The 13,005-nt window shown below is 73.5% G+C and carries 15 protein-coding genes; 7 read left to right on the top strand and 8 right to left on the bottom strand.

All coding sequences use genetic code 11. From position 1 onward, the window contains the following. Positions 1-179: 179 nt before the first annotated feature. Positions 180-317, bottom strand: a complete 138-nt coding sequence (locus tag A6P39_RS26855; protein ID WP_234379335.1) for a hypothetical protein — start codon at positions 315-317, stop codon at positions 180-182. Positions 318-409: 92 nt separating this feature from the next. Between A6P39_RS26855 and A6P39_RS26850 the strand changes: the two genes are divergently transcribed. Next, complete coding sequence (locus A6P39_RS26850) at positions 410-1,369, top strand: D-2-hydroxyacid dehydrogenase family protein (protein WP_067057530.1); 960 nt, start codon at positions 410-412, stop codon at positions 1,367-1,369. Positions 1,370-1,512: 143 nt separating this feature from the next. Beyond that, positions 1,513-1,842 (top strand): chaplin, encoded by a 330-nt coding sequence (locus A6P39_RS26845; RefSeq protein WP_067057533.1) that lies wholly within the window; start codon positions 1,513-1,515, stop codon positions 1,840-1,842. Positions 1,843-2,021: 179 nt separating this feature from the next. On the opposite strand, the gene A6P39_RS26840 is transcribed toward A6P39_RS26845, so the two are convergent. From A6P39_RS26840 to A6P39_RS26810, 7 genes are all read right to left on the bottom strand, one after another. Then, entirely contained in the window at positions 2,022-2,549 is a 528-nt protein-coding gene (locus A6P39_RS26840; protein ID WP_079133887.1) for a tyrosinase family oxidase copper chaperone, read from the bottom strand. A 162-nt stretch (positions 2,550-2,711) separates the two neighbouring features. After that, on the bottom strand, positions 2,712-3,233 hold the full coding sequence (locus tag A6P39_RS26835) for a hypothetical protein (RefSeq protein ID WP_067057539.1): 522 nt from the start codon (positions 3,231-3,233) through the stop codon (positions 2,712-2,714). Between the two features lie 116 nt (positions 3,234-3,349). Then, positions 3,350-3,934 (bottom strand): vitamin K epoxide reductase family protein, encoded by a 585-nt coding sequence (locus A6P39_RS26830; RefSeq protein WP_067057542.1) that lies wholly within the window; start codon positions 3,932-3,934, stop codon positions 3,350-3,352. Then, positions 3,934-4,425, bottom strand: a complete 492-nt coding sequence (locus A6P39_RS26825; protein ID WP_067057545.1) for a DUF5949 family protein — start codon at positions 4,423-4,425, stop codon at positions 3,934-3,936. Before A6P39_RS26825 ends, A6P39_RS26830 begins: the two co-directional genes overlap by 1 nt. Before the next feature lie 159 nt (positions 4,426-4,584). After that, positions 4,585-4,875 carry a hypothetical protein gene (locus A6P39_RS26820; protein WP_067057548.1) on the bottom strand — a complete coding sequence of 97 codons (291 nt, stop codon included), beginning with the start codon at positions 4,873-4,875 and terminating at the stop codon, positions 4,585-4,587. 189 nt (positions 4,876-5,064) lie between these two features. Beyond that, positions 5,065-5,751 (bottom strand): hypothetical protein, encoded by a 687-nt coding sequence (locus tag A6P39_RS26815; protein ID WP_067057551.1) that lies wholly within the window; start codon positions 5,749-5,751, stop codon positions 5,065-5,067. A gap of 171 nt (positions 5,752-5,922) precedes the next feature. Then, positions 5,923-6,162 carry a chaplin gene (locus A6P39_RS26810; protein ID WP_067057554.1) on the bottom strand — a complete coding sequence of 80 codons (240 nt, stop codon included), beginning with the start codon at positions 6,160-6,162 and terminating at the stop codon, positions 5,923-5,925. A gap of 217 nt (positions 6,163-6,379) precedes the next feature. Between A6P39_RS26810 and A6P39_RS26805 the strand changes: the two genes are divergently transcribed. The 5 genes from A6P39_RS26805 to A6P39_RS26785 all read left to right on the top strand — a co-directional run bounded on the left by A6P39_RS26805 (position 6,380) and on the right by A6P39_RS26785 (position 12,983). Next, positions 6,380-6,775 carry a hypothetical protein gene (locus A6P39_RS26805; RefSeq protein ID WP_067057556.1) on the top strand — a complete coding sequence of 132 codons (396 nt, stop codon included), beginning with the start codon at positions 6,380-6,382 and terminating at the stop codon, positions 6,773-6,775. A gap of 54 nt (positions 6,776-6,829) precedes the next feature. Further along, complete coding sequence (locus A6P39_RS26800; RefSeq protein WP_067057559.1) at positions 6,830-8,062, top strand: glycosyltransferase; 1,233 nt, start codon at positions 6,830-6,832, stop codon at positions 8,060-8,062. Then, positions 8,059-9,480: an exopolysaccharide biosynthesis polyprenyl glycosylphosphotransferase gene (locus tag A6P39_RS26795; protein ID WP_067057562.1), complete on the top strand. Its 1,422-nt coding sequence runs from the start codon at positions 8,059-8,061 to the stop codon at positions 9,478-9,480. The genes A6P39_RS26800 and A6P39_RS26795 overlap by 4 nt, the downstream gene beginning before the upstream one ends. 3 nt (positions 9,481-9,483) lie before the next feature. After that, a complete protein-coding gene (locus tag A6P39_RS26790) occupies positions 9,484-10,788 on the top strand; it encodes an O-antigen ligase family protein (protein WP_067057565.1) in 1,305 nt (434 codons plus the stop codon). A 377-nt stretch (positions 10,789-11,165) separates the two neighbouring features. Further along, positions 11,166-12,983, top strand: coding sequence for a murein biosynthesis integral membrane protein MurJ (locus tag A6P39_RS26785; protein ID WP_234379336.1), 1,818 nt, complete (start codon positions 11,166-11,168; stop codon positions 12,981-12,983). The last annotated feature ends 22 nt before the right edge of the window (positions 12,984-13,005 follow it).

Below are 13,005 nucleotides of genomic sequence, written 5' to 3'. Positions count from 1 at the left end.
CTTCGGAGCGAACGGGTCGTGCCATTCGCGTGCCAGATCGTGCGGGGCACCACAGGGAACAGCGGGGAGCGGCCACGGGTGCGACCTGAATCCAACATCGCTCCGCCGCAGGTCAGCGCAGCAACTGCCCCCAGAAGACCCGAGCTTCCCAAGCTAAGGGCGCCCGCAGGTCTCAGACCTCAGAGAAGGTCGCGCCAGAAGGGGACTGTTGCTCTCGGGTCCCAGGTCTCGTCGACATCGCTTCGTGCCTCGTCGAACTCCTGGTGCATGTAGTCGACCAGGTCCAGCCCGTAGTAGATGATGTCGGTCTGCCACACCGAGAGCACCGGATGGCCCGAAGCTTCCCCGGCCGGCAGGAACCCGTCGTCCCGCCGTGGATACAGTCGTGCGCGGGGAGAGGAGAGCCGACATGCGGCTTCGTTGTGCGGTACTGGACGACTTCCAGGGTGTGGCCACCACGCTGGCGGACTGGTCGGTGATCGAGGACCGGGTCGAGGTCGTCGCACTGCGCGAGCACCTGGGCACCGAGGACGACCTCGCCGCGGCCCTCGCCGACTTCGACATCGTCGTCACGCTGCGCGAACGCGTCCCGTTTCCCGGCTCGTTGCTCGCCCGGCTGCCGCGGCTGAAACTGATCGTCGCCTCCGGGATGCGCAACACCGTCATCGACTACGCGGCCGCCGAGCAGCACGGCGTCACCGTGTGCGGCACACAGAGTTCGGGCATCCCGCCCGCGGAGCTGACCTGGGCGCTGCTGCTCGGGCTGGCCCGGGGGATCGTCGAGGAGAACACCGCCCTGCGCGCGGGCGGTCCCTGGCAGTCCACCGTCGGCGCCGATCTGCACGGCGCCCGCCTCGGGGTGCTCGGTCTCGGCAGGATCGGCGGCCATGTGGCCCGGGTCGGGCTCGCCTTCGGCATGCGGGTCAGCGCGTGGAGCCCGCGCCTGACAAAGGAGCGCGCCGCGGAGCACGGCGTCGAAGCGGCCACGTCCAAAGAGGAGTTGCTCGCCGGCAGCGACTTCGTCTGCGTCCACGTGCCCGGCGGCCACGGCACCCGCGGCCTCATCGGCGCCGCCGAACTGGCCCTGATGAAGCCGACCGCCTACCTGATCAACACCTCCCGGGCATCAGTCGTCGACCAGGACGCGCTGCTGGCCGCGCTGCACGAGGGCCGGATCGCGGGGGCGGGCGTCGACGTCTTCGACATCGAGCCGCTGCCCGCCGGCCACCCGATGCGCACCGCGCCCCGCCTGCTCGCCACGCCGCACCTCGGCTACGTCTCGCGGGTCAACTACACGACGTACTACGGCCAGGCGGTGGAGAACATCCAGGCCTTTCTGGCGGGCTCCCCGGTACGACGGCTGCCCTGAACGCCGTGGTCGAAGCGGTGCGCTGCCGTTGAAAGGGTGATCCCCCGGTGATCAGCGTGACCAGCCTCGCGCGGCGCCGTTGAACGGAAAGTGCGGCGGCTGGCCTGCCGCTGCGCTTTCCGAGCAACAAAAAGGAGAACGTGATGTCTCGCATCGCGAAGGCAGCCGTTGTCGCCCTCGGCACCGGTGCCGTGGTGGTCAGCGGGGCCGGACTGGCCCTGGCCGACGCGGGCGCCGAGGGCGCGGCCGTCGGCTCGCCCGGTGTGCTGTCCGGCAACCTGATCCAGGTCCCGGTCAACATCCCGGTCAACGTGTGCGGGAACACCGTCGACGTGATCGCCCTGCTGAACCCGACCTTCGGCAACACCTGCGTCAACAAGGGCGAGCTGAAGAAGCCGGGCAAGCCGGGCAACCACGGCCCCGCCGGTCACGGCAGCCACGGCAACTACGGCAACAGCGGCTACGGCCACTGACAGGGCCGACGGACACGACGATCCGGTCGGCAGACCCCGAAGAGCCCCGGCACTCCGAGCGCCGGGGCTCTTCCCGTGCTCAGGCGAAGGTGCCCGGCGCGGGGTGGTCACGCGTACCGGCAGATCCGGCTCAGATCCCCTGGTGACGGTCGAGTCCCACGGCCGGACGTCGTAGACACCTACGCACGTACACCATGGTGTCCCGCCGTGCGCATCTGTTCGCCGCCCATCGGGTCCGGCGCCAGGTCGTCGCGCAGCAGCTGGCCGGGGCCGATCTCGTCCACGGCCGCCCGGGTCGCCTCCAGCGGTGTGCGGTACGAGGTGTAGTGGTCGACCATGCTCAGCCAGGTGCCGTCGGCCCGCCGCATCAGGTGCAGCGGGCGCCCGTCGACGGTGATCCGCCAGTCGCCGTCGGCCGTCCCGCCCTCCGCGACCGGCACCAGCACGCCCTGGATGAGGCGGCCCCGGTAGACCTCGTCGAAGGACGTGCCGTCCGGGGACTCCTCCGGGGGCACGGGCCGGGAGGCGGCGACGACCGGGGCCAGCGCCAGCGCGGCGACGGAGGCCAGCAGCCCCCGCGCCACGTCCCTCCGGGCCGGCCTCGCCGCTCCCCCTGCTCCCTCTGCTCCCTCTGCTCCTTCTGCTCCTTCTCGCCCTCTCCCCTGCCGCCCCGCACCCACAGCCACGCCACGCGCACCGACGCCCATCACTTGCTCCTCGTCCCGAACCGAACGCCCATGACCGGACGCCGTACCGGCTAACCGGCCCGGGGCACGGAGGGTCACCGCACCAGGGCCATCCGGTGGGGGAGGAGGAGGAACGGCCGGCCCTTCGTGCGCCGCGTGCCCGGCGTGTCCTCGCGCGGGGGCCTACAGGCCCGGGCCGCCCGACAGGTCCGCGTTCGCGACCGTCTGGAGGACCGGGGCGATGAGGCCGACCTCGGGCTGCTTCAGGTCCGGCAGGCCGAAGTGGTCGGGGTTGGGCGGGGTGAGGGGGGCGTCCACGCTCAGGCCGGGGGTGAGGGTGCGCAGGTCGTTCACGGGGATGGTGGCGCCGACGTGGTCGAAGTGGTCGCCGAGGACCTGCGGGACCGGTGCCCGCAGGCTGGCGCCGGGCAGGGCGCCGGTGAACGGCACGGGGGGCAGGGTGCGCTCGGGCAGCAGGTGGCCGGTGACATAGCGCGGGCCCTCGGGAACGCTCGGCATCAGCAGCGGAACCGGCACCTCCAGACCCGCCTTCGGCACCTCTGTGCCCAGGGCGTTGGAGAGGCCTTGCAGCGGCACGGGTACGGGGACCGTGCCGACCGCGGCGGCGGGCGTGGCTGCGGCGCCCACGGCGGCCGCGACGCCCGTGACGACGGCGGCAAGGGTTCCTCGGGTGGTCGACTTCATGTCAGGTACGGTCCCTTCCAGGATGCGGGAGTTCGACGTCCGTACCGCGTAACGAGCCGGAAAACCGCTTCTGTTCACAATTCGCCCGGCTGCCGTAATAGTCGGCTGGTCACTCTTCAGCTGGTCCAGAAGTCCCACCAGCGGGTCAGGACCAGCATGCCGACCACGCCGATGTGCAGCACCGGGAGCACCCAGGTGAACTCGGCGAGGAACCGCTCCAGCCAGGCCGGGGCGGGCAGGAAGCCGTTGCTGAGGACCAGCGAGGTGGCGTACCAGAACAGCAGGATCGTGGCGGCCCAGGCCAGAGCGCACCACAGGCACAGCGCGTTGATCCGGTACAGGGACTCGAACTGGAGCCAGGAGACGAATCCGACGCCGAACAGGCAGCCGGCCTCGAACAGCAGCCAGTACCAGCAGGGAAAGCGGGCCCCGGCGATCAGGCTCATGCCGACGCACACGACGATGCCGTAGGCCACCAGGCCCAGCATCGGATTGGGGAACCCGAAGGCCGAAGCCTGCTCGCTCTTCATCACGCTGCCGCAGGACACCACCGGGTTCAGGCTGCACCCGGGCACGAAATTGGGGTTCTGCAGCAGCTTGAACTTGTCGAGCGTGATGACCCAGGAGGCGAGCAGCCCGGCCGCCCCGGTGAGCACCAGCAACAGCCCGAATCCCCTGCCGCCGGCCAGGGCCTTGGGCATCAGCGGCGCACTCTGGCGGCCGGCAGGACGATGTGCGCGGCGGCGTTCAGGGTCTCCTCGGCACCGGCGAAGGCGGCGAGGTCGGCCGGCTCGACGGTCTTGCCGGGCTCGCCCTCGGGCCAGGCGCGGGTCGTGAACACGAGGTAGGCGTAGCCGCGCTCGGCGACGGCCTCGAGCCACTCCGCCGGCGCGCCGGCCTGGGCGACCAGCTGCGGCATCCGTACGACGGCCTGGCCGGCCTCGACCAGCAGGCTGACCGGGAGGCCGGGCCGGGTGCCGCCGTCGACCAGGTCGCCGCCGACCGGGAGCCCGTTGCCGGTCAGCAGGTGCCCGACCGCGGCCGCGGTGGCCTGCGGGCCGCCCTCGGTGTCCCCCAGGGAGTAGGCCAGCAGATAGGGCATGTCGGCGCCGTCGGGGGCCTCGCCGCTCCAGGCGAGCAGGACGAGCGTGCCGAGGTCGGCGGTGCGGAGGTCGCTTGAGGTTGAGGTCACCGCGCGACCCTATCGACGCGTCCGCGGGCCGCCGGACGGCTTCTCACCCTTCCGGAGGAGCGTCCTGACCCGCTCCACACGAACGAGGGAAGCGGGGCCGCACAGGCCGGGGGCCGGTGCCGCGGTGCGGTACCGGCCCCCGTACGCACGGGTGGGGTGTCAGCTCTGCAGGGGCAGGCCGCCGAGCAGCGGGTTGTGCTGGTTCAGCGCGCCGGTGGCGCCCTTGACCGTGTGCAGCAGGGAGTCCTTGTTCTCGGTGTTGAGCGCGTCCGACTGGTGCTGGAGCGGCATCGCGTCGTGGAGGGTGAGCGGACCCTTGGTGAGCTGGTTGACGGCGCCGTTGAGGCTGGTGGGCGTCACGTCGGCGGCGTTGTAGGCGAACGCGGGCGCGGCAACGCCGGCGAGGGCCACGGAACCGGCAACGACGGCGGCAGCCTTCAGGGACTTCATCGTGTTCCTTTCTTCGGCAACTCACGTCACCCCAGGGATTTCTGACGCCGTGCCTAACGAGACCCGGCCGGGGCGGAAACCCCGCGTGGAGAAGACATATGAGATCCCCGGGAAACGGCTCACCGGGAAAAGCACTCCAGCCGCCGTACCGGGGGGTACGACGGCTGGAGTGCTGCACGCGCCGTAGGGTCAGCCGGTCGCGGGCAGGCTCGGTGTCGAGGACAGGGACGTCGGCGAGGCCGGGGCCGAGGTGGACTTGACTCCGCCGAGGAGGGTGCCCGTCAACAGGTTGAGCAGGTTGGACACCACACCGGTGGCCGCCGAGAGCACCGAGGACACGTCGGAGGTGGCCGCCTTCAGCAGGCCGTCGACCGCGCCCAGGAGGGAGTTGAGCGTGTCGTCGGCGGCGTCGCGGGCCGAGGGCGCCTTGCCGTCGTCGGCGTGCTTCAGGACCGCCGGGTGGTCCGGGACCGCGGGGACGTGCACGGTCGGGGGGAGGGCGGGGGCCATGGGTGTCATCGGTGCCATCGGCGTCATGGGCGCGGCCGGTGCCAGCAGGGCCGGGTCGGCCTTGGCGGCCTCGGTGATGGCCTGCCGGGCCGCTTTGCCGAGTCTGGCGGCCTCCTCGTCGGTCAATCTGCCTTTCTGCAGCGTCTGATCGACCAGGTCGACGACCGGCTGGAGGACGGAACTGGTGGCGCCCAGGGCTCTGACCTGGGCGAGCAGCTTCTCCGCTCCCGGCACCGCGGACTGGGAGGCACTGGAGGCGTGTTCTCCGGCCGCGTCGGCGGCGACGGCCGCCGGGCCGGTGACACCGGCCAGGACGGCGGCGCAAAGGATGGTGGACGCAAGGCGCCGCGCGGACAGAGCACGCATGGGGATTCCTTTCGGTGAACAGCGGGACCTGTGCCCACCGTCCGTTCACCGACAGCGCCTCGCAACCGCTGGATCACCGAACGTGATCCATCCGGGGGAGCGGACTTCCGGCCGTCCACCCCATGGCGGATACGCGGGACGGACGGCCGGCCGAAGGGATGTGTCCCGGCGTCAGCTGTTGACGCAGGTGTTTCCGAAAGCCGGGTTCAGCAGCCCGATGACGTTGACGGTGTTGCCGCAGACGTTGACCGGCACGTGGATCGGGACCTGGACGACGTTGCCCGACAGCACGCCCGGCGAGTTCTTGGCGACGCCGGCCGCACTGGAATCGGCGCAGGCCACACCGGCACCGCCGGCGACGGCCACGACGGCGGCGGAGGTCAGGACCAGACCCTTCGCGATACGCGACATGGAGAGGTGCTCCTTGGGGATCGAGGCAAACGTCCGGGCGGATACCCGGCGTTGTGTCAACGCGTGCCGGGACCGGGAGTTGTGCCGCCAATGGGGTGATGCGGGCAAAGCTCTCCCCTTCACACTTCCGACACACTTGTCCTGTTTCAACGGATTAATACGCATAGCGACTAGAGTTACGGATCTCTCCAGCACATGCGAAAGGGCACCGCCGGTCATGCGCAAGTTCCTGGGTCCGCACCCGGTGCGGCACGCGGTCAGCGAGGACTTCGTCGGCGCGGGCGACCGGCTCACGCTCCCCTCCGATCCCCGGCGCACGCCCGTCGCAGGGCGCCGATGCACAACCGTCGCAAGACCCCGGCGTACGCCCGTCGCACGCGGCGGCTGCGTCAATCCGCCGGACGACGTACTCGACTCCACGATCAGCGCACCGGGGCCGGTACCCGCCCGGCGGATCTCCGGCTACGACGGCACGCCCGGCCACGACTCCGACCTGTCCGATCTCGGCCCGGCTCGGCGGCACACCGGTGACCGGCGAGGCTTCCGGCTCGTTTCCCTGCCGGACGCGGCATGGGCCGGCGTCCTCTTCGTCGCCGTGGACGCACAGGTGTGAGGCGCGTTCCCGACCGCCGTCCCGAGCGCCCCCTGTGAACGAGGTATTCCGCCCATGCACCAGTCAGCACCCGACCCCCGGCCGCGGGTCCTGCACCTCGCGCAACCCGTCGACGGCGGTGTCGCCCGGGTCGTCCTGGATCTGGCGCGCGCCCAGCTCGCGGCGGGTCTGCACGTCACGGCCGCCTGCCCGGACGGCGAACTCGCCGAAGAACTACGGAAGTCGGGCACCGACGTCCGCCACTGGCGGGCCGGCCGCTCCCCGGGGCCGGGTCTGCCCGGCGAGGTACGGCGGCTCGTACGGCTGACCGACGAGGTACGGCCCGCACTGGTGCACGCGCACAGTGCGAAGGCGGGCCTGGCCGGCCGGCTCGCCGTCCGCGGCCGGATCCCCACCGTGTTCCAGCCGCACGCCTGGTCCTTCGAGGCGGTCGGCGGAGCCACGGCGGCGCTCGCGCTGCGCTGGGAGCGGTGGGGGGCGCGCTGGGCCCACCGGGTGGTGTGCGTCAGCGAAGCAGAGCGCGCCACCGGACTGCACGCCGGAGTCCGGGCCGCGTACGCCGTCGTGCCGAACGGCATCGACACCGCGCGCTTCTCACCAGGCCCGCACCCGCCCCTCGGACCCGGCCCCCGCACCCCTCCCGGATCCGGCCCGCGGCCCTGTCCCGGATCCGGCCCTCTCGTGGTCTGCGTCGGCCGTCTCTGCCGCCAGAAGGGCCAGGACGTGCTGCTCGAGGCCTGGGAGCAGGTCCTCACCGCCGTGCCGCGGGCGAGGCTCGCCCTGGTCGGTGACGGTCCGGACCGCGAGACGTTACGGCAACGCGCCCACCCCTCCGTGCAGTTCGCGGGCGCGGTCGCCGATGTCGTGCCCTGGTACCGGGCCGCCGACCTGGTGGTGCTGCCCTCGCGCTGGGAAGGCATGGCGCTCGCCCCGCTGGAGGCGATGGGCTGCGGCCGGCCGGTCGTGCTCACCGACGTCGACGGCGCCCGGGAGAGCCTGCCGCCCGGCCTCGCCGCTCGCTGTCTGGTCCCACCGAAGGACCCCACGGCACTGGCCGGGGCGGTCGCCGGGCTGCTGTCCGACCCGCCGCTGCGCGCCGCGCTCGGCGACCAGGGGCGCCGGCACGTCCTGTCCACGCACGACGTACGGCTCACCGCCGAGCGGATCGCGGCCCTCTACCGCGAGCTGCTCGACGGCGCCGAAGGGGCGCGTCCCTGCCGCCCGGATGCGAACAGACAAACACGCCCGCGCGTGCCCTCCGAGTGCAGGGAGTCCACCCCCTCGTGACCGCGGAACGTACCGTCCCCTCCCCCGGCGCGCAGCCCTGGGACCCCGGATTCTCAGCCGTCTCGGTCCTGCCGGCCCGTGCGGCCGACGGCTTCCGGTTCCCGCTGCGGCGCCCGCCCGCCCGGCCCGTCCCGCCGCTTCCCCTCATCGCCGCCGACCTGTTCGCGGCGCTGGTCGGCGCGGTCGCGCTGGACGAGACGGCGCGCCGGCCGGTGCTGGTGGCCGCGCTGGTCGCCGGTGCGCTGCTGCTGCGCCCGCACACGGCCCGGCCGGTGCCCGCCGTGCTCGACGAACTGCCCGCGGTGTGCGGGCGGATCGCGGTGGCCTGGCTGGGCCTCGCCGCGCTGCTCGCCGCCTACGCCCCCGAACGCGCCCTCGGCGCCCGCACGCTGCTGCTCGGGGTGACGCTGCACGCGGCGGCGGCCTGCGCGGGCCGGGGCGCGGTGCACTGGCGGCGCCGGGCCGCCCTGCTGCGCCGCCCGCACACCGCCCTGGTGATCGGGCCCGCCGCGACCGCGCAACGGGTGGCCGCCGCGCTGCTGCGGCATCCGCGCTGCGGGGTGCGGCCCGTGGGCGTCGTCGCCGACCGGCCCGACGGCCCCGGCGGCCTGCCCGTGCTCACCAGCGGCGAGGAGGTGGAGCGGGCGTTCGTGCAGAACGGGGTGCGGGCCGTGCTCACCGTCGACCCCGCCGTCCGCACCGGGAAGGGGCCGCTGCTGCGGGCGCTCGCCGAGTCGGGCTGCACGGTGTGGGAGCTGGACGCGGACTCGCCGTCGTACCAGATGCGCGACCAGCTCGCCGGGTTCGCCGTACGGCGGCTCGACCTCGGACCGCGGCGGCGCGGCAGCGCCGGCAAGCGGCTGCTGGACGTGCTGGTCGCGGGGACGCTGCTGGTGCTGGTCAGCCCGGTGCTGCTGGGGTGCGCGGTGGTGCTGCGGCGCACCGACGGGCCCGGCGTGGTGTTCCGGCAGGAACGCATCGGCAAGGACGGCCGCCCCTTCACCCTGCTGAAGTTCCGCACCCACCGCCCGGCCGACGAGCACGAGGCCGCCACCCGGTGGAGCGTGGCCGGCGAGCACCGGATGAGCCCGTTCTGCCGCCTGCTGCGGCAGACCTCGCTGGACGAGCTGCTCCAGTTGTGGAACGTGCTCAAGGGGGACATGAGCCTGGTCGGCCCGCGTCCGGAACGGCCGTACTTCGTCACGCAGTTCAGCCAGGCCCATCCGGGCTACGCGGCCCGCCACCGGATGCGCACCGGGATCACCGGGCTCGCCCAGATCAACGGGCTGCGCGGCGACACCTCCATCGAGGACCGGGCCCGCTTCGACAACGCCTACATCGACAACTGGTCGCTGTGGCAGGACGTCTGCGTCCTGCTGCGCACTGCGGCCGCGCTCGTGCGCTCGACGGGAAGCTGACCGATGGCCCTCGCATTGCCCCTGCGCCACGCCCCGCGCTTCTCGCCCGTGCTGCCCGTGGCGGCCGTGATCGCGCTGCTCGCGCTGCCGGCCGCCCCCGGCGACGACGGCGGCGCGGGCCCCGCCGACGCGCTGTCCGCGCTGGTGGTCGCCTACTGCGCCGTACGACTGCTGCGCGCGCGAAGCCGACCGCTGAGCCGGACGGCGGCCGTGCTCCTCGGCCTGCCGGTGTTCGGTGTGTCGCTGGCCGCGCTGCACGCGGTCTCGCCGGGCGCGGGGATCGCCGGCCTCGGCCGCTACCTCCAGATCTTCGTGCTGGTCCCCGCCGCCGTCCTGCTCCTCGTCCGTGAACGCCGTGACTTCCGGTTGCTGGCCTGGTCGTTCGTGGCGCTCGGGCTGTTCCAGGGCGCGGTCGGCGTGCACCAGTACCTCACCGGGACCGGTGCTTCCTACCAGGGTGAGGACATCCGCGCGGTCGGCACCTTCGGCCCGTCGGACGTGATGGGCATGGCGACGGTGGTGTCCTTCGGCCTGGTCTGCGCGACGGGTCTCGCGCTCGGCCGGGGCCCGGCCCACACCCGCCTGACGGCCGCGGCCTGCGCCCTGGTCCTCTGTGCGCCCCTGGCCGTCTCCTTCAGCCGGGGCGCCTGGATCGCCACCGCCGTCACGCTCACCGCGCAGCTGGTGCTGAGCGGGCCGCGCCGGGCACTGAAGGCGGGCGCGGCCGCGGTGGCCCTGTGCGTGGTGCTGGTGGGCGGGTTCGGGGCGGGTACGGCGATGCTGCAGGAGCGGATCGACAGCATCACCCGGGTCACCGACGCGCCCGACCAGTCGGTCACCGACCGGTACACGATGTGGGCGGCCGCGCTCGACATGTGGCGCGAACACCCGCTGACCGGCGTCGGCCTGAAGGGTTTCCCCGAGTACCGGGACGGACACGCGTCGCTGGCTCTGTCCTCCGGCAGCGACACGGAAGGCGCCGGTGCCGCGTTCCGCAAGGAGCCCCTGCTCTCCCCGCACAACATGTACCTGCTGGTGCTCGGCGAACAGGGCCTGATCGGCCTGCTCTGCCTCGCGGGCGGCTGGCTGGCCCTGCTGGTCCGCGCCCTGCACCGCCTGTACCGCTCCCGGCCGCGGGGCGAACGCGGCCTGGACTGCGCCCTGATCGCCTGCGGCCTGCTCGTCTGGCAGCTGATCGACTTCGCCTACGCCGACATCGGCGGCCCCTCGACCGTCCTGACGGCGGTGTGCTTCGGCTTGACCGCCTGGTGGGCCCTGCCCGCCACCACCGCACCGGGCGAGCGATGACGGGCCCGAGGACCGGCGAGATGCCGGACCAGGAACCGGCCACCGACACGGGCGAGGCGACCGTACCGGTGGCCCGGTCAGCACCCCCCGTCGAACCCGGCCCGAGCCCGGCCAGCACCCCTGCCGAGCCGGACCCCGCCGCGCTTGCTCAGCCGGCCCTGGTCAACCTGGCCAAGCCGGGTCCAGCCGCACCTGCGGAGCCGGGTCCGACGGCGCATGCCGAGCCAGGTCCGACGGTGCTCGCCGGGTCGGGCCCAATGGCGCCCACCGAGTCAGATCCAGCCACACCCGCCGAACCGGGCCCGGCGCCACACGCCAAGCCAGGCCCGACCGCGCACGCCGAGCCAGATCCGACCGCGCTCGCCGAGTCGGGCCCAATGGCGCCCACCGAGTCAGATCCAGCCACACCCGCCGAACCGGGCCCGGCGCCGCATACCAAGCCGGGTCCTCCAGCCGCACCTGCCGAGCCAGGTCCGACCCCGCAGCCCGAACCGAGCCCGGAGCCACACGCCAAGCCGGTTCCGGCCGCACCCGCCGGGTCGGGGTCCGTCATCACCTCCTCCGACGCCCGGTCCGCCCCATCCACCACCCCGGACCCCGCCCCCCTCACGCCCCCCGACCACCACCGCCCGCCCACCCGGCGCTTTCTCGCTCGGGCCGCGGTTGTCACCGCCTCGTTGTCTGTCGTGGGGGCGTTGCTGGGGCTGGTGCGGGATCAGTCGCTCGCTCGGCTGTTCGGGGCCGGGCAGGACACCGATGCGTTTCTGGTCGCCTGGACCCTGCCGGAGTTCGCGGCCACGCTGCTGATCGAGGACGGGCTGGCGTTCGCGCTGATCCCGGCGTTCAGCAGGGCGCTGGCCCGGCGGGCCCAGGGTGCAGCGGGGGATCCGGTGCGGGCGCTGGTGGCCGGTACGCTGCCGCGGCTGGCGCTGGCGTTCGCGGCGGTGGGCGGGCTGCTCGCGCTGGCCGCCCCGCAGTTCGTCGCGGCACTCGCGCCGGGCCTGCCCGATCCGGGGCTCGCCGTGGACTGCACCCGGCTCACCGCGACCTGCGTGCTCAGCTTCGGCCTCGCCGGATACTGCAGCGCGGCCCTGCGGGCCCACCGCCGCTTCCTGGCCCCGGCCGCGATCTACATCGCCTACAACCTCGGCATCGTCACGGCGATGTACGCGCTCGGCGGCCACTGGGGAGTGCGCTCGGCCGCGGTGGGGGTGGCGGCGGGCGGCTGCCTGATGGTGGGCGTGCAACTCCCCTTCCTGGTGAGCGGGTTGCGCAGACGGCGTACGGCGGCTGCGGGGCCCGCGGCCGTGGCCGGGCCCGGTGCCCTGGACGTGCCGCTGATGGCGACCGTGCTCCTCTTCGCGCTGTGCCGGCAGTCGCAGGTGCTGATCGAGCGGTTCCTCGCCTCGGGCCTGCCCGCCGGGGCGATCTCGCACCTGAACTACGCCCAGAAGGTCGCGCAGATCCCGATGACGCTGTCGATGATGCTGTGCACGGTCACCTTCCCGGTGGTCGCGCGGGCGCTCGCCGAGGGCCACACGGAGCGGGCCCGGGCCCGGGTGGAGCGGGATCTGGCCGTGGCCGCCGGACTGGTGCTGCTCGGCGCCGCCACGGTCGTGGCCTGTGCCCCGCAGCTGATCGGCCTGCTGTTCCAGCGCGGCGCGTTCACCGCCCAGGACACCGCCGCAACCGCCGAGGTGATGCGGGTCTACGCGCTCGGCCTGCTCGGCCAGACACTCACCGGTGTCCTGGTCCGCTCCTACTTCTCGGCCGGCCGCGCCACCTGGTACCCGGTCGGCGCGATGGCGGCCGGGATCGCCGTGACGTCGTGGATCGGCGCCTGGTCGCTCGGCTCCTGGGGCGTCACCGGGATCGCCGCCGCCAACGCCACCGGCATCACCGTCACCGCCGCCCTGCTGCTCGCCGGGATGGGGCGGCGCAGCGTGCCGGTCCGCGTCCCGCGCATGCTGCGCGAGCTGAGCCGGCCGGTGCGGGCGGCGGCGGTCGCCGCCCTGGCCGGCGGCTTCGCCGCGCGGCTGCCCGCGTCGCCGCTCGCCGGACTCGCCGCCGGCGGCGCCACCGTGACCGTCGTGTTCGTCCTGCTCGGCCGGGCCCTGGGCGACCTGGGCTGCGCCGCCGCCCTGTGCACCGTACGCACCCTGACCCGAAGGCTCGCCCATGCCCTCCTGCGTTGAGACCGCCGCCCCCGTCCGCCAC

Source organism: Streptomyces sp. FXJ1.172 (assembly GCF_001636945.3).
Taxonomy (GTDB): domain Bacteria; phylum Actinomycetota; class Actinomycetes; order Streptomycetales; family Streptomycetaceae; genus Streptomyces.
The sequence above is the reverse complement of the archived record's forward strand: the minus strand, read 5'-3'. Positions and strand labels throughout refer to the sequence as shown.

Bases quoted from the DNA above. Each gene is read 5' to 3' on its own strand.
- A6P39_RS26810 (WP_067057554.1), bottom strand. From the start codon at position 6,162: ATGTCGCGTATCGCGAAGGGTCTGGTCCTGACCTCCGCCGCCGTCGTG.
- A6P39_RS26830 (WP_067057542.1), bottom strand. From the start codon at position 3,934: ATGCCCAAGGCCCTGGCCGGCGGCAGGGGATTCGGGCTGTTGCTGGTG.
- A6P39_RS26850 (WP_067057530.1), top strand. From the start codon at position 410: ATGCGGCTTCGTTGTGCGGTACTGGACGACTTCCAGGGTGTGGCCACC.
- A6P39_RS26845 (WP_067057533.1), top strand. From the start codon at position 1,513: ATGTCTCGCATCGCGAAGGCAGCCGTTGTCGCCCTCGGCACCGGTGCC.
- A6P39_RS26785 (WP_234379336.1), top strand. From the start codon at position 11,166: ATGGCGCCCACCGAGTCAGATCCAGCCACACCCGCCGAACCGGGCCCG.
- A6P39_RS26790 (WP_067057565.1), top strand. From the start codon at position 9,484: ATGGCCCTCGCATTGCCCCTGCGCCACGCCCCGCGCTTCTCGCCCGTG.
- A6P39_RS26840 (WP_079133887.1), bottom strand. From the start codon at position 2,549: ATGGGCGTCGGTGCGCGTGGCGTGGCTGTGGGTGCGGGGCGGCAGGGG.
- A6P39_RS26815 (WP_067057551.1), bottom strand. From the start codon at position 5,751: ATGCGTGCTCTGTCCGCGCGGCGCCTTGCGTCCACCATCCTTTGCGCC.
- A6P39_RS26800 (WP_067057559.1), top strand. From the start codon at position 6,830: ATGCACCAGTCAGCACCCGACCCCCGGCCGCGGGTCCTGCACCTCGCG.
- A6P39_RS26835 (WP_067057539.1), bottom strand. From the start codon at position 3,233: ATGAAGTCGACCACCCGAGGAACCCTTGCCGCCGTCGTCACGGGCGTC.
- A6P39_RS26820 (WP_067057548.1), bottom strand. From the start codon at position 4,875: ATGAAGTCCCTGAAGGCTGCCGCCGTCGTTGCCGGTTCCGTGGCCCTC.
- A6P39_RS26805 (WP_067057556.1), top strand. From the start codon at position 6,380: ATGCGCAAGTTCCTGGGTCCGCACCCGGTGCGGCACGCGGTCAGCGAG.